Raw genomic sequence first — 24,734 nt, 5'->3', positions numbered from 1 at the left:
CCCTGCTCGCGAACACCCCTCGCAATCAGGGCGGCGGCCGCGCGAAGCGGCACTCCTGTCAAGAATTAAATGATGTCGACGGAGAAAAAATGGGCCGTCCGCTTAAGTTCGGTGGATTGGGGGGTTGATCCACTCGGGTTGGCAAAAAAATGTAATATAAATCTTGCCTGTGATCCGTGCTTTGGAAAGAATCCTTCGGCAGAAGCTATGCTAACCCAAGGTACCGCAACAAACCCAAATAACCCATATATCGGAGTAGATAGCTATGAGGACAAACCGCTTAAAGCTGGAGCAATACTATACTCTTTATCGCCAGGGAGTGCACCTGGGTTTGGAGTAACTAATCACACGTTGATAAAATCAAAAGGCGACGTTATAAAATATCACGAACTTACACAAGTTACGCCCGGGAATGATTCCGCAGGAAACCCTCGCAAAATGCGCACACTGGTACAAGCATTTCGCGTAAATCAAGATATATGCGTTGCGAAATCAATCGCAAAACGGAATAGCCAATTCGGTGCTGGCGGTGCTGTCCAATACTACGTTTCGCCGAGTGATATTTCAAAATTGACACCAGGAAAAATTAGACCAATATAGGTAGGTAAGTATGAAGCATAAAAGTCCTTGGAAAAATAACGGCAATGAATTAAATCCACACTACGACTTCATCGAGGAAAAAATATGGAACCTTGAAAGATTAAATGCTGAAATTGCATCAATAGAAAAAAAAATACAATCTTCAATTGCAAATAAAAACCCTACTTCGCAGGAAAAATGGTTAGAAATTTTTAACCTGCTTCCGCTAGGTTTGAAAAAAATAGTTTTACTTGAAATGAAAAATGGAAATCAGATTATAAGCATCGCAAAACCTGGGTGGCCAGACCATCAAAGTGTAGTGGTAAAACTAAAAAATCGGTTCCATATTAATTCCAGGATAACACTGCCATTTATAAAATGGCGACTCCTCAATGATCCGCACTATTGCATGGAAGAAATAAGTCATTCGAAGGATGGAGTGGTCAATCTTATTATTGTATAACAATTTAATTGGCCGCTGCCAATCCTGAATATGCCGAGATTGCTACGAATAATATGTCATACCGTGGCAATCGTGATTGCCTTGCGGCGATCAAGACGCTCTTCGGGTTTCAGTGACTGTAAAGCGCCTGCGGGTCAGCAAAAATTTGGCGAAGGCGAACAGTGTAAACAACTGTGCGGCATTCTTTACCAGACCGCATTAGCGCGTCTTGCGGTGACGGAACAGGTTATTGATGACATGGAATGAAAGCTCAACTTCGCCCGCATGCTGGTTTTCACATGTCCCAGCTTTTCCGCCGTGCGCCACTTTTTTGCCGGGCAACGCCTTGCCGACGTTTTCGGGCCGTTTCTCCAAGCCGTGGCAGCCGGCGTCGCCGAGCGCTTCAATCTCGATGGGCGGAGGCCCTGCACCTTCGACTTTCCGATAGAGCGGCTCGATCAGTATGTGCAGATTGCCCCACGGCGTCACCTTGTCAATTTCAGCGAGAAATCTGTTGCGCCGCATGAGCTCTATCTTGGCCGCGCAATCGAGGTCGTAGAAGCCTTAGTGCTTATTCTCGTAGGGGGAGGAAGCGGATTGCGACGTGCGCGTAGGCGATGCATGGCAGCCGAGGGCAAGGCGAGAGGATGACGCATGGCTAGCCAGGCTAAGACGAGGCAAGTCATATATGACGGCCCGCGATCGGCTGCCAGGCGCTCAAGCAGCGACTCCAACCTACGGGAATAGGCACTTAGTGCATGATCAATGGCGGGCAGAGAATATGGCGCTATTGATCAGATCATCACGTCGATTGACAGGAGGCCGCCGAGTAAATCAGTGCATCCCGAATTAACAGCCTGCTTCAATGAATGGACTTGGCATTTGCCGCGAGTTTTTTAGAAGGAGTCATATCTTGGAAACATTTACCCCAACGAATGATTTGGAAATAAATTTGCTCCGCGCACGAGAAAATGCAATTCAAATTGAAATATTTATACAGAATCTTATTAACTCATCATTACCTCTTCCATCTGCCGGACGAGTGTCGGACGATGGCAGTGGGTTTCGACCAATTATATATGAAAAAATGGCATCAAAATGTTGGGCGCATTCACCGATAAAAGTCGAATTAGGCAATTAAGTATTATTGCCGAGTACTGCGTGGTGATGAATGGGCTTCGTGTATTGCGCCGAATTCCGGCTTGATATGGCCTGTTATAAATCCCGGCCATAATATTGGCATTGAACTGTCGCCTGAAGGTATTATTAACATTTTAAGTGATATGAGTTAAAGGCATACATCGTATTCGTTTCGCCAGCGGAGGAATTCTAAGCCAAACACTACGCCCAGTAAAGCTTCAATCGTAGTGGGACCGATAGGCAAAGCGCGACTGCGTGAGTTCAGCCCGCTCCCCCCGTGATGACGGACTGGACTCGCAGTCGCTTCGGCACTATCTCAACCCATTCCGTTTGAGGGGGGGAGGAAAGTATTTTTCGTCGTGCAAGTATCTATCCTGGCACATACCCCCCTTAAATTAAAAAATTCAATCTCAACACCAAAAAAAATACCTACATTAATTCAATACTTAATTCGATCGTGGCGAAACGATGAAATCATTGACTGATGAAATAGTTGTCATTGACATTGCAGGAAATCGCGCAGTAGTTATTTGCGAAAATCGGACAAAGCAAATGGAGTTGGTCGCCCTTGGGTTTACTCAAGATAAAATAAATTTTTTAAAAAAAGTCAATAACAAATTGGAAAGGACAGATATTTGTCGCGCCCTAGTTAACATGAATTCCTTATTTTCATCTGGAAATGGCTGGAGTCCGGCGCAACTCCTGGAGCTCTACCGAGAGCAAAGACTGATCACTACCCCCTATCGGGTGATCCATTGGAAAGGGTCTGGCGAATATACTATCACAATAGAAAAATTTACATGAACGAGAATTCCAGAATATTAGGGTTAGTAAATCGGCGTGAGCGGGGATTTTTTACCGCGATAATATAATTAAACTTATAAAGTTGCAAGGAGATTAATGGTGATCGAACTATCGGGGGAAATAATTAGGTCTACTGCGATACAATTTAAAAAACCAAGATCTTCCGAGTGTGAGGATTCCGACTTCGCCATAACTTTAACAAACGGTCAATGCAGGTTAGAATTTTCAACAGAAAAATATTGCCATCCATCTCTAATGGCCGTATTTTACGACAAAAACGGAATAAAATATATAATTAGATCACTTATGATTATTTATAATTTATTCCAATATGGAAATAACCTTAAAACATTAAAATCTATTGAACTTGCCTTTCACCTCAGTGAATATAATAATCCAGACCAGAAAAATGGAATATTTGCGTATATCGAAGCTTTCGTTTCGCAAATTTTTTATTTTATTTCAAACCACATTAATGAATTGACGGAGCCGAGCTCGTCGGTTAAAACAAAATGCAGAAATATAGAAATTGAGGTGCTAAAGAAATTTGCCCTCTGAGATTAAAAATAAAAATAACGTGAATGTTCAGCAGCTAAGCAGATACCGAGATTGGATTGCCGGCAAAGGCGCGTTGCAGGACGAGGAGCATACTGTGGTCTTACTCACGCAGGATGTCGAGGCAGGAGCGGATGACGCAGAGATACTGGGCACCGGCAAGCATGCGGAAGCAGCTAGATATTTTCTGTTTGATCTTCGGCACGCGCACGGCGCGCTCGCCAGCGTTGTCGGTGAACGGCACGGCCGGGTCACTGATGAAGCGCAGGACTGCGACGGCGTGAAGGGGGAAGCCGCGCAGCAGCTTGGCCGCGACCGAGTGCTTGCTGATGCCACGCTGGCCCGCAGTCTTGGCGGTTCGGGATGCAACGCTTCTTCTTCGCGCCCCAGAAAGAAAATCGATTCCCCCAAGGATAATTCATCTTGCATCGACACGTTACCAGTTGATTTCAAAGACCAGACACGCAATCAGTTTTTTCTATTGAAATATCTTCTCTAAATTCTGTTGAGCGTTAATCGAATTTCGTAGCATTTGTTTATTCTGGTCTTACGGTGAATGGATATAGTTAAGAAAATTGTGATGATTCAGTGAAAAGATAAGGGGTGTACGGTTTGCGGACGGATGTGGAAAACTGGCAATCAACCACCTCGTATTTCGATAAATATCCTTCGGTGCACATACTTACACCACTGCAACACTTGCGGAACGTACTGGACGCAGACTGAGCGCTACGCAGATGTCATTTCAAGTATCGAAACACGCATTTACTATGCAGAAATTTAACGGTGATCGGCAGGGGAAGCGGGACCGAGAGAGCGTGCCTTCAGTAGCGTCATGATGCACTGGGCCAGCGACCGCTGCAGGCAGATCAGCAAGCCGCACTTTGCACATCGCAAATCGTTTCTCAGTTCCTTTGAGCAACGGTGCCAGAGTTATCGCGCGCTGACTAGCGAACACCCATCCTATCACCCCAAACAAACCGTCGGGCGCACCCCTCCGCCCAAACTACCATTTGTGCCGAAGTTGACCACCCGCAACGGTGCTCGTTCTCCCTGAACAATAATGTCGATGGCCCCAAGCGCGACCGCGTCCGAGACCGCCGCACTCGCGGCGCCGCCTACATGCCTGCGGCGCAGCTCCGGCCCTCCTCGCATTCGTTGGGACGCCCCGCGGATTAACTGAAAGGGAACCGCACATGAAAGAATTGCTGAGGCACTACGCCGAGGAATTGAACATCTTCAACGGCTACACCCGCCAATTCGCCCAGCGCTACCCTGAGACGGCCGGTGCCCTGCACATCGCGGGAGAAAGTTGTTCTGACCCGCAAGCGGCGTCGGTGATCCAGTCAACGGCCTTGCTCACGGCACGTATCAAGCGCCTCATCGACAGCAATTTCCCCCAATTTACCGCACCCATGCTCGAAGCGCTGTACCCACACTACCTGCGCCCCATCCCTGCGTCCACGATCGTGCAATTTGACGCCGGTGGCACGCAGCACAGCGAAGCGCGCAGCTCGCTGGCGCGTGGCATCGCCCTGACCGCGCCGCCGCTGGCAGGCGTCAAATGCGAATTCGTCAGCGCCTACAAGGTTGAACTTGCGCCGATCGCCATCGGGGCGGTCAAATTCAGTCCGCATATCCTGGCGCCGACCGGCACGGCGCTTTCGCCCGGCGTGAACGCCGCGATCAGCATTGTCATCGAGAGCGCCGGCAAAACGCTCAGCCTGGGCGAACTGAAACTGCCGACCTTGCGCGTGTTTGTCGACGGCGAGCCGTCCCTGCGCGCGACCTTGTTCGACACCTTGTTCATGCGCACGCGCGACGCCTTCGTGCAGGGCGACGACGCGCCACACTGGCATCGGCTGCGCGGCACGCCGATCGGCCATGTGGGCTTTGCGGACGACGACGCCATGCTGCCGTTCTGCGCGCGCTCGCGCCAGGCCTTTCGCGTGTTGACCGAATACTTCGCCTATCCCGACAAATTCAACTTCATCGACATCGACCTGGCGGCCCTCGTCGCCTCGCTGCCGGCCGACTGCAAACGCTGCACGCTGCACCTGGCCGTGGCCAGTTTGAGCAAAGACGCCGATGCGGCACGCCTGCTCGGCGAGCTGACCAGCAAACATCTGCTACTTAATTGCACGCCCGTCATCAACTTGTTCAAGCGGCCAGGCGTGGCCATACAACTCGATCACACCACGCCAGACTATCCGGTTCTGGCCGACACAACCCACGCGGCGGGCTACGAAGTACACACCATCGATGCCGTGCGCGTGATACGCACCGCGCAGGGAAAACTGGCTTCGACGGCATTTTTTCCCCTGTACGCGCGCAGCTTCGATGGCCTGGCCGCCGACAAGGGCAACTACTACCTCACGCGCCGCAGTGAAATACTCGATGCGGTCAGCCCCGGTCACGAACTGCGCATCGCCCTCATCGACCCGGCCTTGACCACCGCCGACAGCGATTCGCCGACACTCGCCACCGATCTGCACTGTACCAACCGCGACCTGCCCGCCGCCCTTGGCTACGGGCAGAAGCCGACCGACTTCACCTGCATGGGCTTCGCGCACGAGGCCCGCGTGCGCGTGTTGCGCAAGCCCTCGGCCAGCTTTCGCTTCGCCACCGCCGGTGACGCGCTGTGGCGCCTGATCGCTCACCTCACGCTCGATTACAACGCCCTCACCCACGCCGGCCTCGAAGATTTTCACAAGATGCTCACGCTGTACCAGCCACCCGGTTCGACGACGGCGCATCGCTTCATCGAGGGCATCGTCGGCCTCGAGCACGGCCTGGTACGCAGCTGGCTGCGCACGATCCCGCACTCGACGCTGATGCCAGGCATCCGCATCCGCATGACGATCGACGAAGATGCATTCGCCGGCCGCAGCATCTACCTGTTTGCGCAGGTGATGGACCAGTATTTCAGCCTCAACGCGCAGCAAAACTGCTACACCGAGCTCGAACTAATTTCAATGCAGACCGGGGAGCCATTGATCCTATGTCCACCACATACCGCAGAGCCGCTCCGTCCATCATCGAGCGCTTGCTGACGCGTCCGCAGCGCTTCAACTTCTTCCAGGCGGTCAGCCTGCTGCTGCTACATATGAAGGAACAGGGCGTCGCGCCGGACAAAGCACTGATCGCTCACCTGCGTTTCGAGAACAGCCTGTCGCTGGGTTTCCCTTCCAGCGACATCGAAGCGCTGCGCACCGAACTCGAGACAGCCCTTGACGCCGCCGACGCCGCCGACGCCGCCGCGCAGGCCCCCGCTAACGGGAGCCTGCGCGGCATCGCGATGACGCCCACCTTCATGGGCTTTCTTGGCCTGCACGGCGCGCTGCCAAACCACTACACGCAGTGCGTTGCCGACCTGCAGCACGCGACCGGCGACGAAGGCGTACGCGCCTTCCTCGACATCTTCCAGACCCGGATCGTCGCCCTGTTCTACGAGGCGTGGCGCAAATATCGCGTCGAGACCACAATCGGCTGCGACGGCGACGAATTCCTGCCGATGCTGCTCTCCCTCCCGGGTCTACGCGCGGGCGTAGCCGCACAAGCGCCTGAAAGCAGGGGCGGCCTCGCCGCGGGCAGTGCTGGCAATGGCGATGGCGATGGCAGCATCGACACAGCCGTGTTTGCGCACCACGCCGGCCTGTTGCGGCAGCGGCCCGTATCGGCCGCCACGCTCGCGCGCGTACTGACTGACTATTTTCGGGTCCCCATCGCGGCGCGAGAAACAGTGGGCTACTGGGACGATCTGGCGCCCGACGAAATGTGGCGCCATGGTGCGCCCGGCATGGTAATGGGCGAGCGCACCGTGCTCGGTACGCGCATGTGGCGACCCGACCTGCGCATCTGCCTGACCATCGGCCCCCTCACGCGCGCGCAGTTCGAAAGCTTCAGCCCAAAAACGGCGCGGATCAAGGCACTCACGCAGCTGTTGGCCGTGTTCGGCAAGCTGACACTGTCGTATGAAATCGCGCTCATGCTGCGCGGGCAGGACCTTGAAAGCCTCGCCTTCGCCGCGCCAGGTAGGCGGCGGCAGACCATCGGCCATGGCATCGTCCTGCGCACGCGACCAGGCAAGGAGGACCGGGTCGGGATGCGCTTCGTGGTGCAAGCGCTCGCGCCGCTCCCGTCCGGGGGGTCGCTAAGCATCGCCAGCCAGGCGTGACTTCGATACCGCATACTGCTGCGTCGTCGGGCGCAGCACGCCATCAAAGCGTACCGCACCGCCGACGGCATCGGCCTTGAGCCGCCCGCTCACCACAAAATCGACGCGGTTGACTTGCTTTTCATCGATGCGCAAGGTCGCGCTGACATCAACGAGGCGCGGCTCATGATCGGCGATTGCCCGCTCCATCGCGGCGCAGATTTTCTTACGATCATCGTCGCTGCTTAAACACATTCCCGCGAAGTCGATCAGGCCGTAGTTCATGACCGAAGCGCGCACCTCGGGAAACCCCGCCAATACTTGTTCCGGCAAGGCCGCCCGGGTATTGAACAGGTTTTCGAGCGCAAGCGCGACCGAATCCTTCAACTCCTCCACTGTCCAGCCAGCGCCGCGCTGACGCGTGGTGCGCGCCTTGCCTGCCATGAGACGGTCGAACAAGCCTGGCATATATCGCTGTGTCATTTGAATCGCCCCCCAAGTCGCTGCAGTGAGCGCCTAGTATCCGAGCTCAGCTGCGCAAGGAAATTGAGTGAGCGCAAATCAGAAAGCGAGGCCGCAATGGCGGCGCCACTGCCAGCGTCCAGCGTCCAGCGATGCCGGTATCACTGCTTGCTTGCGCCTGATCAATCACTTCCCAAGGGGAAACGTCCATGCTGGGCAGTCGAATATTCTCAATCGATCCGGAGGAACGCGATGAGTCTGCCATCTAAAATCCTGTGGGGCGAGGGTCAACTCGTCGCGCACCATCAGTTCCAGCAACAGGACCACTATCATGAAGACCGACTTCAACGCGCCGTCGCAGCGGTGCGGCCCCACCTGTGGGGCGTGAACGACGAAGTGCGCTGGAACACGGAGCAATTGCTCAACAACCTGCTGAGTGCGCAATCAATGTCCTGCATTTTTCAGGACGGCACTTTCTACGAAGCACCGAACGCCGACCCCTTGCCGCCCGTCGTGAACCTGTCGAACCTGCCGCTCACCGTGCAGGTGTTCACGTTCTACGCCGCGCTGCCCACGCTAAATAAGCACGGCGGCAACTTGGCCAATATGTCAGGTGCGCACAACGGCGCGCGCTACGCCGCCAACGAACAAGTAACGCGTGACTTGTTCACCGATGCCGGACAAACCGATGTGTTCTACCTCAATAATACGGTGCGACTGATGGAGCGCAACGAGGCACGAGACGGCTATTACAGCTTTCCTGTCATCCGGCTGCGCCGACTGGTTGGCGGCGGCTTCGAAGAAGACAAGACATTCATTCCGCCACGCGTCTATCTGAGGGAAAGTTCAACGTTGCATATCCAATTGAAGAGTCTGCTGGGGACGCTCGAATCGAAGATGCGCGAACTATACAGCCGCCACTGGCAGACCAACAGGGACACCGTCGAAGTGCATGGCGGCGACCTGTCCTCGTTCTGGCTGCTCAACACCATCAGCACCGTCAGCGCTTCTCTTACCCACTGCGCCAACTATGCCCGCCACCATCCCGAAAACCTGTTCGACCGCTTGATGAGCTTTGCCGGCGGACTGATGACCTTCTCGACGAAGTACGCGCTTGGCGACCTGCCGACCTACCAGCACGAAGATCCTGCCGCGGGTTTCGCTCGGCTCGACGCCATCATCCGTGACCTCATCGATACATTGATCTCATCGCGCTATTTCAAGATTGCCTTGATTCCCCCCGAAGAGGGCAAATCCATCCACAGGGCGCAGCTCGATCCATCCATGGACAACAGCAAAACAGCACTCTATCTCGCCATCAACGCCGACATGCCAGCGCTCGAACTGGTCGCCGCTGTGCCGCGCCTGATAAAAGTGGCTGCACCCGACGACCTTGAAAAAATGATCGCCATGTCCTTGCCCGGCCTGAACCTGGTCCACATGGCGCAGGTGCCGCCCGAGGTGCCGGTACGGCCCAGCACCTACTACTTTCTAATAGAGAACAAGGGCACGCTGTACGAGGACATGCTCAAGGTGCAGAAGCTCGCAATTCACGTCCTGGGCGGTATCAACGGGCTCAAGATCGAAGCGTTCGGGGTCGCGCCCTGAGCAATTTCTCCCCAGCCACGATGATACAGGCTAGCGCACCTGTTCCAGCGCGGCAGCAAATGTCTGCAAGGTGCGCTCGCGGTTCTGCAGCTTGTCGAGACCGAACAGGCCGATCCGGAAGGATTTGAAATCGGCCGGTTCGTCGCACTGCAAGGGCACGCCGGCGCCGATCTGCACGCCCGCCTCGGCGAATTTCCTGGTCGAAGCGATGGCGTCGTCGTCGGTGTAGCTCACCACCACGCCGGGCGCGGTGAAGCCGGGCGCGGCGACGCTCTTGAAGCCGCGCGCGGCGAGCAGCGCGCGCACGCCGTCGCCCAGCGCCTGCTGCTCGGCCTTGACCTTGTCGAAGCCGTAGGCGGCCGTCTCGCGCATCACCGCGCGCAGCCTGGTCAGGGCGTCGGTGGGCAAGGTGGCGTGGTAGGCAAAGCCGCCGCCCTCGTAGGCCTCCATGATCTGCAGCCATTTTTTCAGGTCGCAGGCAAAACTGGTGCTGGTGGTGGCGTCGATGCGCGTGCGCGCCAGTTCGCTCAGCATCACCAGCGCGCAGCAGGGCGAGCCGCTCCAGCCCTTTTGCGGGGCGCTGATCAGGATGTCCACGCCGCAGGCCTGCATGTCGACCCAGATGGCGCCCGAGGCGATGCAGTCGAGCACGAACAGGCCGCCGACGGCGTGCACCGCCTCGCCCACCCGGCGCAGATACTCGTCCGGCAGCACGATGCCGGAGGCCGTTTCCACGTGCGGGGCAAACACCAGCGCCGGGCGCTTCTCGGCAATCGCCGCCACCACCTCGTCGATGGGGCACGGCGCGAACGGCGCCTGGGGTTCGGGCCCGGTGACGCGGGCCTTCAGCACCGTCGAGGTGGAGGCGATCGCGCCCATGTCGAAGATCTGGGTCCAGCGGTAACTGAACCAGCCATTGCGGATCACCAGGCAATCGCGGTTGGTGGCGAACTGGCGCGCCACCGCTTCCATGCCGAAGGTGCCGCTGCCCGGCACCACGATGGCCGAATGGGCGTGATACACGGTTTTCAGGGTCGACGAAATGTCGCGCATGACGCCCTGGAACTGCTGCGACATGTGGTTGAGGGCGCGGTCGGAATAGACGACGGAAAATTCGACCAGTCCGTCGGGGTCGACGTCGGGCAGCAAGCCTGGCATGGGATGTCTCCGGTGAAGTAGGGGTTAGTTGGCGGGCGCGCCAGCACTGTCAGGGCGCTCGTCGAGCGCGATATCGACCATCAGATCGCTGGCCAGGCTGCCAAGTTCCGTGCGCAGCGCATCGACCGCCAGCGCCGCCGGCGCCAGCAGGTGGGCGCCGATTTTAAAGGTCTGCTTGCCCGTCACGCCATTGCGCACGATGCTGGTGTGGATGCTCTCGATACTGACGCCCCGTTCGGCCAGCATGCCAGTGAGGCGGCTGACGATGCCGCCCCGGTCTTCGCCCACCAGTTCAAGTTCGAAAGCGCGCAGCGTGGCCGGCACCACCGCGCTGCCGCGGCTGGCGATGAGCACCTCCAGGCCCGACGACGAGAGCTGCTTGAGCGACGCCGCCAGCGCGTCGGCATGCTCGCGCGGCACGTCGAAGTGGACGGTGCCGGAAAATTCGCCGGACAGGCGCGTCATGCGGCTGGCCGCCCAGTTGGCGCCGTAGCGCTGGGCGCGCTCGGCGAGCATGCTGACGATGCCGTGGCGGTCCGGCCCCGCCACGGTGACCACCAGCGCCACCGTGGCCGATGCGCTTTCCTCGGTCAGCACGACGGCGCGGCGGATCATTTTGGCCTGGGTGGCAAAGCGCTGGTCCTGCGGGAACGCCGGCAGCACGCCGTCAACGCGGGCCTGGTGCGCCACCTTGGCCAGCAGGGCGATGCCCATTGGCGCCAGCGCGCGCTCCCACAACTGGCGTGCGTTCTCGCCCTTGAGCACGAAACACCAGTCCTGCGCGGCGATGGCGCCCGCGTCCCAGCCGTCGGCCAGGTGGTAGACCGAGCCGCCGGCGATCGGATCGCCCTCGAGGATGGTCCATTCGACGGCGGCGATGCCGCGGTGGCGCGGCAGCAGCGATGGATGGTAGCCGACCCCACCCAGCCGGGCGCGCGCCAGCGCGCCGTCGCTCACGCGCGCGTGGGTGTGGGCGGCGATGATCAGGTCGGTGCCTTCGGGGATCGCCTCGGCCGGCACATTGCGCGGATCGGCCAGCACGTGCACGGGCAGACCGGCGGCGCGGCCGGCGATGGCCAGGCGGTCGTCCCCGGCGGGCGCGACGACGCCGACGAATTCAATGCCCACCTCTTCGCTCAGGGCAGCCAGCACGGATGCGGCAAAAAAACGGGATCCCACCAATGCGACTTTCATCGACCATATCCTCCAACTGAACAGAATTGCAGGATACCAGAAAGGGGCCGATCGCCCCTTATGGCCGGGGTTCGGCCGGCTCGGTGGATTCGGCGGCCCGGCGGCGCTGGTCGGCGGCATCCATCGCCCGCTGCAGTTCGACGACGTCGACCGGCTTGGTCAGGTGCTGATCGAAACCGGCTGCGAGCGCCGACTGGCGGTCGCGCTCCTGGCCGTAACCGGTCAGCGCCAGCATGATCCCCCTGAAGCCCTGGCGGCGCACCGCGCGGCCCAGTTCGAAGCCGTCGATGTCGGGCAGGCCGATGTCGAGGATGGCGACGTCCGGCTGCATTTTCAGCAGCAGCGCCAGGGCGCCCTTGCCGTCGTGCGCCGCGCGCACCTGGTGGCCCATCAGCGCGAGCACTTCCGCGGTGGTGTGGGCGGCGTCGAGATTGTCGTCGACGATCATGATGCGCCGCGCCAGCAGCGGCGCCGGCGCGAACGCCGGCGCGACGGCCGCGACGGCCGGCTCGACCGCCGGCAACGCCACCTCGAAGCGGCTGCCCTGCCCCAGTCCGGCGCTGGAGGCGCGCACCGTGCCGTTCATCAGTTCGACCAGCGAGAGCACGATGGTCAGGCCCAGTCCCAGTCCGCCCGAGGCGCGCGCCAGCGGCTGCGGCGCCTGGTAGAACGGCTGGAAGATCAGCGCCGCGGTGCCCGTCTCCATGCCGACGCCGCTGTCGCCGATGACCAGCACCGCCTTGCCGTCCTGGCGCCGCAGTTCGACCTCGACGTTGCCGTTACCGCCGTAGCGCAGGGCGTTCACCAGCAGGTTGATGGCCACCTGCACCAGGCGCGTCTCGTCGCCGATCACCCACACCTCGTCGATGTGCTCGATAAAATTGCGGTTGGCGCTGTCCATCGCCGGGCGCACCGAGTCGATCGCCTGGCGCAGCGCCTGCGACAGGCAGACCGGCTCGTGCGCCATGGTCAGCTTGCCCTGGGTGATGCGCGACACGTCGAGCAGGTCATCGACCAGGCGGCGCATGTGCTGGACCTGGCGTCGCATGGTGTCGCGCTCGCGCCGATATTCATTGCCGGCGCGCGCATCCATCAGGTCGAGCGCCATCACGATCGGCGCGAGCGGGTTGCGCAGTTCGTGGCCCAGCACGGCCAGAAAATTATCCTTGGTAGCGGCGGCCTTTTCGGCGCGCGCCAGCGTCGCCGTCAGCGACACCACCAGCGCCTCGCGTTCGCGCTCGCCCGCAGCCAGTTCGGCGCAGGCCTTGTGCAGGCTCTCGCCGATCTCGTTCACTTCGCGCACCCGGCTCGGCAACATCTGCACGGGCAGCTTGCGACCAAGCCGCCCGGTCTGCTCCTTCAGATGGTCGATCGATACCACCAGCCGGCGCGAAATGGCCACCACCAGCGCCAGGTACAGCGCCAGCGCCACCGCGATGGCGGCGGCGTAGGCGCCCAGGGTCTGCCTCAGCACCTCGGTAAAGCGCGCGGTGGGCGCGCCGATCGCCACCGTCCAGCCGTGGCCGGGCACGGTGCTGTAAGTCGAGAGCATCTCGGTGCCGTTGGCGCCGATCGCCACCCCGCTGGCCTCGAGCGCGCCACGCCGCATCAGCTGCGCCAGGGTGTCGGAGACCCGCGTGGCCACTGTGCCGGCCTGGTCGGGCGTGCGCGCCACCCGCATGCCCTGGGTGTCGGAGACCGACACCAGCCACGCCGGCGGTACCTTCTGGTTGTGCAGGATGCGCAGCAGGCGGTCAGGCGCCAGCGCCACCGTGACCACATACTGCAGGCGGCCGGCCTCGAGCACCGGCACCCGGATCGGCACGGCGGCCAGGCCGGCCCGGTTTTTCGATACCCCGCCCACCACCGGGCGCAGGGTCGTCATCGCCGTGCGCAGGCTGGCCTGATCGTTGATGACCTGGTCCGGCGTGCCGTAGGGTTCGCTGGTCTTGAACAGCACCTTGCCGGCCCTGTCCGTGAGGATCACACCGCGCCAGTCCGATTGCGCCTTGACCGCCGCCGCGGCGACGTCGTAGAAGGCGGCCAAGTCGTGCGCGGCGAGCGCCGGACTGGCCGAGAGCACGCGCACGGTTTGCAAGGTGGTGTCGAGTTCGGCGTCGACGGCGCCGGCCAGCGCCCGCGCCAGCGCCTGGATCGAGGACGACAGGTCGGCCTGCTGGCGCGCCACCGCCGCGTGGATGCCCCAGGCGCCGATGACGGCGACCGGCAGCAAGCCCAGTAGGGTCAACAGAAACAGCAGTTGACGCAAGGTCAGGGAGATGGATCGAAACATGGCTGCGGCGGCAAGAGTAAACAATCGGGGCGGATGGCACTGCGGGCGCACTGCGCACAGCCTGCGCCGCGGCGTCGACGCCGTGCCGCTAATATACTCCGGCGCGGCCACCAATTGTTCGTCCACAGCTTACCAACTCTTCCGTCGGAACGGCGCGCGGCGCCCGCGCCGGGGGGACAGCGGCTGGCGCCAGTGCCGGCGCCAGCCGCGCCTAGTCACAACGAGCTAGCAGGAATGAAGCGCAAAAAATTAGCGTCGTCATAACACCGGGCGGCGCCGCGCGGCGCCGTGGCCCGGGCCCAGCGGCTGCGCTACAATCGCGTCTCAGGCCGGCGCCGCCGCGGATGATCCGCGCGCCAACGCCACGCCAACATGTCCCGACCAAATTCCACCAGAGAGAATCATGCAATCGTCCCCGTCCCGCCTCGTCATCACGCCATCCGCCACGATCCTGTCCGACAGCGCCCGCGCCGAGCGCATGAGCAAACTCAGTTTCGGCCGCGCCTTCACCGACCACATGGCGCTGATCCCTTACCGCGACGGCGCCTGGCAGCAGGGTGACATCAAGGCCTACGGTCCGCTCATGCTGGACCCGGCCTGCTCGTCGCTGCATTATGGCCAGTCGATTTTCGAAGGCTTCAAGGCCTTCGCCCAGCCCGACGGCGGCGTCGCCACGTTCCGCCCCGAAGCGAACGCGGCCCGCTTCAATCGCAGCGCCGCCCGCCTGGCCATGCCGGACCTGCCGCCCGACCTGTTCCTTGAAGCGGCCGACGCCCTGATCGACCTCGAACGCAACTGGGTGCCGAAAAACGTGGGCGAGAGCCTGTACCTGCGTCCCCTGATGATCGCCACCGATCCCTTCCTGGGCGTGCGTCCGGCCAGTGAGTACCTGTTCGTGCTGTTCGCCTCGCCCGCCGGCGCCTACTTCCCGAAAGGCGTCAAGCCCGTCACCGTGTGGATCAGCGAAGACTACGTGCGCGCCGCGCCCGGCGGCACTGGCGAAGCCAAGTGCGCGGGCAACTACGCCGCCAGCCTGGTGGCCCAGGCCCAGGCCGAACAAAAAGGCTGCGACCAGGTCGTCTGGCTGGACGCGGTCGAACGCCAGTTCGTCGAAGAGATGGGCGGCATGAACCTGTTCTTCGTCTACCGCGACGGCGAAAAAGTCACGCTCGTCACGCCCGCACTGACCGGCACCCTGCTGCCCGGGATCACCCGCGACAGCCTGCTGCAGATCGCCCGCGACCTGGGCTACGCCTCGGAAGAGCGGCGCCTGTCGGTGTCGCAGTGGCGCGCCGATATCGCCAGCGGCGCCCTGACCGAAGTGTTCGCCTGCGGCACGGCTGCCGTCATCACCCCGGTGGGCCATGTCAAGGCGAACGGTTTCGACATGACCATCAACAACGGCGAAAACGGCGCCGTCACGATGGCGCTGCGCGACGCCCTGCTGGGCATCCAGCACGGTACCGCGGCCGATACGCATGGCTGGATGCATGCGATCAAGCCACGCTGAATCGCATTGCCTGGTGAACGGCGCCGGTGATCGTTGTGATTGCCGGCCCCTCCCGCCCACCTCCTGGAGACCATCGTGCGCTGCCTGGTAATTGAAGACGAAGTTGACACCTCCCGCTACATCTGCAATGGCCTGCGCGAGGCCGGCTATGCGCCCAGCGCCGCGTTCACCGGCGACGCCGGCCTGGCGCAGGCGCTGGGCGGACGCTGGGAACTGATCATCGTCGATCGCATGCTGCCCGGCGCGATCGACGGACTGGCGCTGATCGCCCGCCTGCGCGAACTGGGCCACACCACCCCGATCATCGTCGTCAGCGCCCTCTCGAGCACCGAGGAACGGGTGCGCGGCCTGCAGGGCGGCGCCGACGATTACCTGCCCAAGCCGTTCGCCATGGCCGAACTGCTGGCGCGCATCGAGGCCGTGTGGCGCCGCTCGGGCGTCGGTCGCCACGCGCTGCAGCTGCAAGTGGCCGACCTGACGCTCGATGTCAGCACCATGCGCGTAACGCGCGGCGACAAGGCGATCACCCTGCAATTGCGCGAATTTCGCCTGCTCGAATTCTTGATGCGTCACGAAAGCCAGGTCGTCACCCGCACCATGCTGCTCGAAGGCGTGTGGGATTACCAGTTCGACCCGCAGACCAATGTGATCGACGTGCAGATCAGCCGCCTGCGCACCAAGGTCGACCGCGACTTCGCCCAGCCCCTGATCCATACCGTGCGCGGCATCGGCTACCGCCTCGCCGCCCTCGCGCCGGCCGAGGCCGACCACGCCGCGGCCAGCAGTGCGCCCGCCTGACGGGGGGCGCACCCAGGGCGGCTCGATCGCCGTGCGCCTGGTCGTCACCTGCGGCGCGCTGTCGATGGCGTCGATGCTGGCGGTGTCGGCGGTGTTCTACTTCGGCCTGGTCCACATGATCGACGCCGATACCGACGCCAAGATCCTGGCCCAGGCCAGCCGCATGGCCACGCGCATCGCCACCCGCTCGCCGCAACAGATCGCCGACGAGATCGGCGAGGCGCTGGCCAACGGCATCGACGGCGACACCGATGGGGAACTGTACCTGGTGCAGGACAGCGCCGGGCGCACGCTGGGCGGCAATATCGCCGGCTGGGACGGCATCAAGCCATCGCCCGACGTTCTCCTCACGCGCAGCGTGCAGCGCCGCGGCGAGCCGATCCGCGCCCGCCTGATGGTGCGCGCGATTTCCGCCGGCGGCGTGCTGGCCTTCGGCTACGAAGCGGAAGAACGCGATTCGATCCGTCCCCTGATGATCGATGCGCTGATCAAGGGCGCGTTACTGGCGGCGGCACTGGCGGTGGCCGGCGCGCTGCTGTTCCGGCGCCTGGTCGAACGGCGCATCGGCGATGTACGGCGCGCCGCCGCCGATGTCGCCGCCGGCGATATGCGACGCCGCATCGTCGTCACCGGCGACCATGAGTTCGGCCTGCTCAATGCCGACATCAACCGCATGCTCGACCGCATCGAGCACCTGATGGACGGCATCCGCAACGTCTCGAACGCCATCGCCCATGACCTGCGCACGCCCCTGATGCGGGTGCGCAGCCGGCTCGACGAGGCGCTGCGCCAGCCGTCCGACGCAGGCCTGCTGGGCGCCGCCGCCGCCGTCGCCATCGGCGACATCGACGATCTGATCGGCTTGTTCGAGCGCCTGCTGCAGATCGCCCAGGCCGAGTCGGGCTTGCGCGCGGACCAACGCGTCACCGTCGACCTGCAGGTGATCGCCGCCGACATGGTCGACATGCACGACGCCGCCGCCGAACTGCACGGGGTCAGCCTGCGCTGCGCCGACGGCGCGCCGGTGGCGCTGCAGGCCGACCGCAACCTGGTGGCGACCGCGCTGGCGAGCCTGATCGACAACGCCATCAAGCACGCCGGCAGCGGCGCCGTGGTGACGGTGAGCAGCGCCGTCGACGGCGACGACGCGGTCATCACGGTGCGCGACAATGGGCCCGGGGTGCCGCCCGATCAGCGCGCCCGGGTGGTCGAGCGCTTCTACCGGCTCGACCAGAGCCGTGCCGTGCCCGGCAACGGGCTGGGGCTGTCGATCGTGCAGGCGATCGCCACCGCCCACGACGGCCAGTTGTGCCTGGGCGACGCCCGGCCCGGATTGCTGGCGCAACTGCGCCTGCCGCGCCGACTGCCGCCTCAGGCGACCGGCGCCAACCGCGCCAGGTAACCGTGCAACTGCGCCACCACGGCGGCGCCCTCACCGACCGCCGCCGCCACCCGCTTGGTCGAGTTGGCGCGCACGTCGCCGATGGCGAACACGCCCGCCACGCTGGTGGCCAGCGCGGCCTGCCCGGCGCCGGCGTCGGCGCCGGTGCAGACGAAGCCGCCGGCGTCGAGCCGCACGCCGCACTCGTCGAGCCACTGCGTATTCGGATCGGCGCCGATGAAAATGAACAGGCAGCGGGCGTGGTAGCGATGCAGGCTACCGTCGCGCTGCCTGACCGATACTGTCTGCAGCCCTTCGTCGTCGCCGTCGAGTCCGGCGACTTCGCTGTGCGGGTGCAGTTCGATGTTGGCGGTGGCACCGATGCGCTCGACCAGGTAGCGTGACATGGTGGCCGCCAGCCCTGCCGAGCGGATCAGCATGTGTACCCGGCTGGCGTGGCGCGACAGGAACACCGCCGCCTGGCCGGCCGAATTGCCGCCGCCGACCAGGATCACGTCCTGCTGGCGGCACAGCCGCGCTTCGATCGGCGAGGCCCAGTAGTACACCCCGCGCCCCTCGAACTGGGCCAGCTTGTCGATGGGCGGTCGCCGGTAGCGGGCGCCGCAGGCGAGCACCACCGCGCGTGCCTGCACGCTGCCGGCGCCATCGGCCGGATCGCCGAAGCCCACTTGCAGCAGCGGGCCGCCGCAGCGCAGGCCCGTGGCCGGCGCCGGGATCGCCAGCTGGGCGCCGAATTTGAGCGCCTGCACGTAAGCGCGCCCGGCCAGCGCGCGCCCCGACACACCGGTGGGAAAGCCCAGGTAGTTCTCGATGCGGGCGCTGGCGCCGGCCTGGCCGCCGTAGGCGCGCTGTTCCAGCACCAGCACCGACAAACCCTCGGAGGCCGCATACACGGCGGTGGCCAGGCCGGCCGGTCCGGCCCCCACCACCACCACGTCGAACACGGCGTCGCCATCGAGCCGGGGCAGCATGCCCAGGCGGGCGCCGATGGCGGTCAGGCCCGGATTGGCGCGTACGCTGCCGTCGGCGCACACCACCAGCGGCCAGTCGTCGTCCTGCTGATAGTGCAGGCGGACCAGTTCGGCGCAGGCGGCGTCGTTGGCCGGATCGCCCGGATCAAGATACAGGTAGGGCTGGGCGTTACTCGACAAGAAATTTTGCAGGAGGAAGGTGGCGCGATTGGTGGGCGGGCCGATCACCACGGGACCGCCGCCGCTGTCGTCGATCAGGCCGACGCGGCGCAGGATCAGGGCGCGCATGATGCGCTCGCCCAGTTCGGCTTCGCCGATCAGCAGCGCGCGCAGCGCCTCCGGATCGAACACGATGGCATCGACGGCGCCGATGGCGCGGCCGCTGGCCAGCGGCGGCCGGCCCGACAACTGCGCCACTTCGCCGGTGAACTGGCCCGGTGTGGCGCGGTTGATCTGCGCCGTGTGGCCCATGCCGTTCGAGCGGCACACGGCAATGGCCCCTTCGAGCACCATCACCAGGCCGGGACAGTGGCCGCCGGCTTCGAACACGGCCTCGCCGTCGTTCCACTGGCGGCGCCTGCCAAAGCGCACCATGCGCGCCAGTTCGTCGACGTCGAAGGTGGGGAAAATCTGCTCGCGCCGGTTGCCGCCATCGGCCACGGCGGGGCCCGCGCCCTCGTGCGGATGGTCGGCGTCGGCCAGCAGGTCGATGCTCAGGTCGGTCGGCATGGGATCTCCCGTAAAATAAGTTTAGGACAAGCTGCGGTCGGCGCGGTTCCCCGGCCCTTCTCAGGCAAGCAGCGCGCGGCGCGGCGCGCCGCCCACATCGCGCAATTCATCGAGCGCCATCAGCGCGGCCAGCGCCTGCGCGCTGGCCGCGCCGTCGCGGCGGTCGGCCGCCATCTCCAGCACGCGGGCGCAGCGCGACAGGCCCGGATAGCCAAACGAGCCGCCAGCGCCGCGCAACTGGTGGGCCAGTTCCGCCGCCTCGCTCCACTGCCCGCCATCGACCAGCGCGGCCAGGCTGGCCAGGCGCGGCGCCAGCGAGGCGCTGAAGGCATCGCGGATCTCGGCCAGCGCGTCGATCACGGGAGCGAGCGCGAGCGCCGCCCCCGTACCAGCGCCGGCGCCCCCCGTCTGCCCCAGCAGGATCGCCAGCGTCGCCGCCAGCTCGGCAAAGTCGATCGGCTTGCCGACGCTGCGGTTGAAACCAGCGGCGGCGTAACGCGCCAGGTCCTCCTGCATCAGGTTGGCGGTGAGGGCAATGATGGGCTTGTCAAAGCCTTGCGCACGCAGCGATTCGGTGGCGCTGACGCCGTCCAGCACGGGCATGCGAATGTCCATCAGCACCAGGTCGAAGCGCCCGCTGGCGGCCCGCTCGAGCGCCAGCGCGCCGTTGTCGACCGCCTCGTGGGTCAGGCCCAGGCTGTCGAGAAACACGCCCACCAGGCGGCGGTTGTCGATGCCGTCTTCGGCCACCAGCACATGGCCGTGCAGGCGCAGGCCCGCGTCCGCCGCGGCGGCGAGCGGCGCCGGCGCGATGCCCGCCGCCGGCGCCAGCCACACCGCCCCCGCCGCCAGCGGCGCCACGATGTGCACCTCGAACACGGCGCCGCGCCCGGCCGCGCTGCTGACGGTGACGCCGCCGCCCATGCGGGTGCTCAGTTGCCGCACCAGGTGCAGGCCCAGGCCGGTGCCGCCGTACTGGCGCGCCACCGCGCTGCCGGCCTGGCTGAACGGCTCGAACAGCACGGCTTGCTGCTCGGGGGTCATGCCGATGCCCGTGTCGGTGACGCGGCAGATCAGGTGGGCCTGGGCCTCATCGTAGGCGAGCGCCAGTTGCACGCTGCCGTGCTCGGTAAATTTGACGGCATTGCCACACAGATTGAACAGGATCTGGCGGAAGCGGGTGGCATCGCCCAGCACCGCTGACGGCAGGCGCGGCGCCACGGTGACGGTGAAGTCGAGTTGCCTGGCGGCGGCCTCGGCGGCCATCGTCACCGCCACGCTGTTGGCCACGTCCAGCGGCGCAAACGGCACCTGCTCGAACTGCAGGCGGCCCGCCTCGATCTTGGAAATATCGAGGATGTCGTTGATGATGTCGAGCAGATGGTGGCCGTTGCGGGCGATCACGGCGGCCGCTTCGCCCCGCTCGAGCGCCACCTCGTTCTTGCCCATCATGTCGGCAAAGCCGATGATGGACGTCAGCGGGGTGCGGATCTCATGGCTCATCATGGCCAGGAAGGCCGACTTGGCGCCGCTGGCCGCTTCGGCCGCCGATTTTAATGCGCGCATTTCTTCCATGTCGTGCTCGCGCCGCCGCAGCGAGCGGATCAGCACCACGAAGGCGGCCATGATGGCGACCACGCTGATCGCGCCGGCCAGCGCCAGGGCGGCGGAAAAACGCCGCCACTGCGCCAGGTACAGGCGGTCGGTGACGGTCACATGGATTGCCAGCGGAAAGTTGTCGATCAGGCGCGAGGCGCCCAGCGGTGGCAGCGTGCGCGCGCTGGCGCCGGCGAGGAAGGCGGCGCCGCCGGCGGTGCCCAGCGCCTTGTCGGCGAGCCGGCCCATGACCGCGTCGTCATGGGGCCAGCGCGCCATCAGCATGGCGTCGCGCCGGTACAGCGCCACGGTGGCGCCATCGCCGAGGTTGATCTTCTGGTAGAAATCGGCCAGCACGGTGCTGGAAAAACCCACCAGCGCCAGCCCCAGAAATTCGCCGTTCGGACCGCTCAGGCGACGGCTCAGGTAGAACGTCCACTGGCCATTGCTGCGGTTGCGCACGGGCGCACTCATGTAGATTCCCAGGTCGGGCTGCTGCAGGTGGGCTTGAAAATACTCGCGGTCGAACAGGTTGATCGGCGGCGCCGGCGCCGGGTGGGCGCGGGTGAGGTTGATGATGTCGCCGTTGGCGGCGGCGATGGTCGCCACGTCCACCTGGGGCAGGCCCTGGATCTTGTCGCGCAGGCTGGCGAACCAGGTGGCGTTGCTCATCTGGGCGCGCATGTGCGCTTCCGTGAAAATATCGTTGCCCTGCATGCTCTCGGCTATGCTGTCGAGCACCATGTAGGCCGATTTGACTTCCTGCGCCGTCTGTTCGGACAGCACCAGGGACAGATTGTCGATCTGCCGCTGCCATTCCTCGATGGCCTGGCTGCGCGCGATCCAGATCGCCCCGCCCAGCGTGGCAGCGACGGCGAGGACGAGAAAGATCGCGACGATGGTGGCGATGAAACTGGTTCTTGGCATGGGTAGCGCAAACAAACGTGGTCACCTGCTTTTGCCTGGAAGGCGCAACAATAAGGGCACGCCGTCGGGCGCGCGCGAGCGGGCACGATACCATGGCCGGGCCGGGCATTGCGACCCGGCGCCGCGCCCGCCCTGAAAAAGGCGCTTGCACGGTCGCGGTGACAGCGCCTGCCGCGGCGGCGGCGGCGGCGCGCGGCGCTTTTTTCGCCACTCAGACGTAAGCGGGCATCTCCTTGAGCAGCTTGTCGAGCGTGATCGGATAGTCGCGCACGCGCACGCCGGTGGCGTTGTAGACGGCGTTGGCGATGGCGGCCGCCACCCCGCAGATGCCCAGTTCGCCCACGCCCTTCGCTTTCATGGGCGAGGAGATGGGGTCGGTTTCATCGAGGAAGATGACGTCCTGGTGCGGAATGTCGGCATGCACGGGCACCTCGTAGCCGGCCAGATCGTGGTTGACGAAAAATCCGTGGCGATGGTCGACCGCCAGTTCTTCCATCAGGGCGGCGCCGGCGCCCATGGTCATGGCGCCGATCACCTGGCTGCGCGCCGACTTCGGGTTAAGAATCCGGCCTGCCGCGCACACCGCCAGCATGCGGCGGATGCGGGTTTCACCGGTGGCCATGTCGACACCGACTTCGACAAAGTGCGCGCCGAAGGTCGATTGCTGGAATTTTTTGGCCAGATCGCCATACTCCATGAAGTCCTCGGCGACCAGTTCGCCGCCGGCCGCCGCCGCGCCCAGCGTGGCGCTCTTGCCGCCGCCAGTGACGTTGCCGTCGGCGAAGGCGGCATCGGCCGGCATGCCCAGCTTGTGCGCCACCTGCTCGCGCAGCTTGACGCAGGCGGCGTAGACGCCGGCGGTGGCGCTGTTGCCGCCCCACTGGCCGCCCGAGCCGGCCGAGACGGGAAAGGCCGAATCGCCCAGCCGTACCCGCACGCGCTCGAGCGTCACGCCCATCATTTCGGCCGCCGTCTGGGCGATGATGGTGTAGCTGCCGGTGCCGATATCGGTCATGTCGGTTTCCACCGTCACCACGCCGTCGCTGCCGAGCCGGACGCGGGCGGCCGATTTCATCGTCATGTTGTTGCGGAAGGCGGCCGCCACGCCGATGCCCACCAGCCAGCGGCCGTCGCGCACCTGGCCGGGGGTGGCCTTGCGGGCGCTCCAGCCGAACTTGTCGGCGCCCGTGCGCAGGCATTCGATCAGCTGGCGTTGCGAGTAGCGGCGCTCGCGCTTTTCCGGATCGACCCCGGTGTCGTTGATGACGCGGAACTCGACCGGATCGATCTTCAGTTTTTCCGCCATTTCATCCATGGCGATTTCCAGCGCCATCAGCCCGGGCGCCTCGCCCGGTGCGCGCATGGCGTTACCCTCGGGCAAATCGAGCACGGCCAGGCGCATTGCCGTCATGCGGTGGGCGCCCGCGTACAACAGGCGCGTCTGGGCGACGGCTTCCTCGGGCGAGCCGCCGTCGAGGTCGCCCGACCACGATTCGTGGCCAATGGCGGTGATCTTGCAATCGCGCGTGGCGCCGATGCGGATGCGCTGGATGGTGGCCGGGCGGTGGGTGGTGTTGTTGATGATCAGCGGGCGCTGCAGCACCACCTTGACGGGGCGCCCCGCCGCCTTCGCGCCCAGCGCCGCCATCAGGGCATCGGCGCGCACGAACAGCTTGCCGCCGAAGCCGCCGCCGATGTAGGGCGAAATCAGGCGCACGTTTTCTTTCGGTATATTGAGCGTCCTGGCGACGTCGCCCACCCCCCAGGCGATCATCTGGTTCGACGTCCACAAGGTCAGCCTGTCGCCTTCCCAGCGGGCGATCGAGGCATGCGGTTCCATCATCGCGTGCGACTGGTCGGGCGTGCTGTAACTGGCGTCGAGGGTGACGGGGGCGGCGGCGAAGGCGCCGGCGAAATCGCCCACGCCGCTGTCGGGCTTTTGCTTGTCGGCCTTGAGGGCCGGCCTGGCCGCCTTCGCCAGGGCCAGGTCGAAGCGCCCTTTTTCGGCCACATAGCGCACCTTGACCAGGGCTGCCGCGCTGGTGGCCTGCTCGAACGTCTCTGCCACCACCACCGCGACGGCCTGGTGGTAATGCTGGACCTCGGGGCCGGCCAGCAGTTTGGCGGTGTTCATCTTGCCCTTGCCAAGCTTGCCCGCGTTGGCGGCGGTGACGATGGCCAGCACACCGGGCGCCTTTTCGGCGGCGGCCAGGTCGATGGCGGCGATCCTGCCGCGGGCGATGGCGGCGCCGACGACCACGCCATAAGCGGCCCCGGGCGCCTCGTGCTGCTCGTAGGCATACGGCGCCGTGCCGCTGGTTTTCAGGGGGCCATCGATGCGGTCAGTCGGTTTGCCGATGACTTTTAACTGATCGATGGGATTGGTGCCTGCGGGGGTATCGAATTTCAT

Annotated in this window: 18 protein-coding genes and 1 pseudogene; 11 read left to right on the top strand and 8 right to left on the bottom strand. The window is 63.6% G+C overall.

What is annotated here, in order from left to right; translation table 11 throughout:
* Positions 1-610: 610 nt before the first annotated feature.
* The gene (locus tag ACP7EY_RS21940) at positions 611-1,042 is read left to right on the top strand and encodes a hypothetical protein (RefSeq protein ID WP_426197405.1); all 432 of its coding nucleotides are present in this window, start codon (positions 611-613) and stop codon (positions 1,040-1,042) included.
* 90 nt (positions 1,043-1,132) lie between these two features.
* Here ACP7EY_RS21940 and ACP7EY_RS21935 read toward each other — a convergent pair.
* Positions 1,133-1,432, bottom strand: a pseudogene (locus ACP7EY_RS21935) (IS5/IS1182 family transposase); the annotation flags it as partial.
* Positions 1,433-1,934: 502 nt separating this feature from the next.
* Here ACP7EY_RS21935 and ACP7EY_RS21930 point away from each other — a divergent pair.
* The 6 genes from ACP7EY_RS21930 to tssG all read left to right on the top strand — a co-directional run bounded on the left by ACP7EY_RS21930 (position 1,935) and on the right by tssG (position 7,697).
* Positions 1,935-2,162 carry a hypothetical protein gene (locus tag ACP7EY_RS21930; protein WP_426197404.1) on the top strand — a complete coding sequence of 76 codons (228 nt, stop codon included), beginning with the start codon at positions 1,935-1,937 and terminating at the stop codon, positions 2,160-2,162.
* A gap of 467 nt (positions 2,163-2,629) precedes the next feature.
* A complete protein-coding gene (locus ACP7EY_RS21925; protein WP_426197403.1) occupies positions 2,630-2,965 on the top strand; it encodes a hypothetical protein in 336 nt (111 codons plus the stop codon).
* A gap of 96 nt (positions 2,966-3,061) precedes the next feature.
* On the top strand, positions 3,062-3,523 hold the full coding sequence (locus ACP7EY_RS21920) for a hypothetical protein (protein WP_426197402.1): 462 nt from the start codon (positions 3,062-3,064) through the stop codon (positions 3,521-3,523).
* 19 nt (positions 3,524-3,542) lie between these two features.
* Positions 3,543-4,019: a hypothetical protein gene (locus ACP7EY_RS21915; protein WP_426197401.1), complete on the top strand. Its 477-nt coding sequence runs from the start codon at positions 3,543-3,545 to the stop codon at positions 4,017-4,019.
* Positions 4,020-4,716: 697 nt separating this feature from the next.
* On the top strand, positions 4,717-6,573 hold the full coding sequence (gene tssF, locus ACP7EY_RS21910; RefSeq protein WP_426197400.1) for a type VI secretion system baseplate subunit TssF: 1,857 nt from the start codon (positions 4,717-4,719) through the stop codon (positions 6,571-6,573).
* Positions 6,522-7,697 (top strand): type VI secretion system baseplate subunit TssG, encoded by a 1,176-nt coding sequence (gene tssG, locus ACP7EY_RS21905; RefSeq protein WP_426197399.1) that lies wholly within the window; start codon positions 6,522-6,524, stop codon positions 7,695-7,697. Before tssF ends, tssG begins: the two co-directional genes overlap by 52 nt.
* Here the strand turns inward: tssG and tssE are convergent.
* Positions 7,674-8,144 (bottom strand): type VI secretion system baseplate subunit TssE, encoded by a 471-nt coding sequence (gene tssE / locus ACP7EY_RS21900; protein ID WP_426197407.1) that lies wholly within the window; start codon positions 8,142-8,144, stop codon positions 7,674-7,676. The genes tssG and tssE overlap by 24 nt on opposite strands.
* 246 nt (positions 8,145-8,390) lie before the next feature.
* Between tssE and tssK the strand changes: the two genes are divergently transcribed.
* On the top strand, positions 8,391-9,746 hold the full coding sequence (gene tssK, locus ACP7EY_RS21895; RefSeq protein WP_426197398.1) for a type VI secretion system baseplate subunit TssK: 1,356 nt from the start codon (positions 8,391-8,393) through the stop codon (positions 9,744-9,746).
* A gap of 30 nt (positions 9,747-9,776) precedes the next feature.
* On the opposite strand, the gene ACP7EY_RS21890 is transcribed toward tssK, so the two are convergent.
* Genes ACP7EY_RS21890 through ACP7EY_RS21880 form a run of 3 tightly spaced genes read right to left on the bottom strand, consistent with a single transcriptional unit; the run spans position 9,777 to position 14,391 of the window.
* Positions 9,777-10,904 (bottom strand): aminotransferase class V-fold PLP-dependent enzyme, encoded by a 1,128-nt coding sequence (locus ACP7EY_RS21890; RefSeq protein ID WP_426197397.1) that lies wholly within the window; start codon positions 10,902-10,904, stop codon positions 9,777-9,779.
* Between the two features lie 24 nt (positions 10,905-10,928).
* On the bottom strand, positions 10,929-12,098 hold the full coding sequence (locus tag ACP7EY_RS21885) for an ACT domain-containing protein (protein WP_426197395.1): 1,170 nt from the start codon (positions 12,096-12,098) through the stop codon (positions 10,929-10,931).
* A gap of 58 nt (positions 12,099-12,156) precedes the next feature.
* The gene (locus tag ACP7EY_RS21880; protein WP_426197393.1) at positions 12,157-14,391 is read right to left on the bottom strand and encodes a hybrid sensor histidine kinase/response regulator; all 2,235 of its coding nucleotides are present in this window, start codon (positions 14,389-14,391) and stop codon (positions 12,157-12,159) included.
* A gap of 403 nt (positions 14,392-14,794) precedes the next feature.
* Between ACP7EY_RS21880 and ACP7EY_RS21875 the strand changes: the two genes are divergently transcribed.
* From ACP7EY_RS21875 to ACP7EY_RS21865, 3 genes are all read left to right on the top strand, one after another.
* Positions 14,795-15,901 (top strand): branched-chain amino acid aminotransferase, encoded by a 1,107-nt coding sequence (locus tag ACP7EY_RS21875; protein WP_426197392.1) that lies wholly within the window; start codon positions 14,795-14,797, stop codon positions 15,899-15,901.
* A 72-nt stretch (positions 15,902-15,973) separates the two neighbouring features.
* Entirely contained in the window at positions 15,974-16,699 is a 726-nt protein-coding gene (locus tag ACP7EY_RS21870; protein ID WP_426197406.1) for a winged helix-turn-helix domain-containing protein, read from the top strand.
* A complete protein-coding gene (locus tag ACP7EY_RS21865; RefSeq protein WP_426197390.1) occupies positions 16,686-18,101 on the top strand; it encodes a sensor histidine kinase in 1,416 nt (471 codons plus the stop codon). The genes ACP7EY_RS21870 and ACP7EY_RS21865 overlap by 14 nt, the downstream gene beginning before the upstream one ends.
* Here the strand turns inward: ACP7EY_RS21865 and ACP7EY_RS21860 are convergent.
* The 3 genes from ACP7EY_RS21860 to paoC all read right to left on the bottom strand — a co-directional run bounded on the left by ACP7EY_RS21860 (position 18,071) and on the right by paoC (position 24,734).
* A complete protein-coding gene (locus ACP7EY_RS21860) occupies positions 18,071-19,801 on the bottom strand; it encodes an FAD-dependent oxidoreductase (RefSeq protein ID WP_426197388.1) in 1,731 nt (576 codons plus the stop codon). The two genes, ACP7EY_RS21865 and ACP7EY_RS21860, sit on opposite strands and share 31 nt — an antisense overlap.
* Before the next feature lie 60 nt (positions 19,802-19,861).
* Entirely contained in the window at positions 19,862-22,324 is a 2,463-nt protein-coding gene (locus tag ACP7EY_RS21855; RefSeq protein ID WP_426197386.1) for an ATP-binding protein, read from the bottom strand.
* A gap of 211 nt (positions 22,325-22,535) precedes the next feature.
* A complete protein-coding gene (paoC, locus tag ACP7EY_RS21850; protein WP_426197384.1) occupies positions 22,536-24,734 on the bottom strand; it encodes an aldehyde oxidoreductase molybdenum-binding subunit PaoC in 2,199 nt (732 codons plus the stop codon).

This window comes from Massilia sp. DWR3-1-1, assembly GCF_049898325.1.
Classification (GTDB): Bacteria; Pseudomonadota; Gammaproteobacteria; order Burkholderiales; family Burkholderiaceae_D; genus JAFCUW01.
Note: the sequence above shows the minus strand (reverse complement) of the source record. Positions and strands in the feature narration are given on the sequence as shown.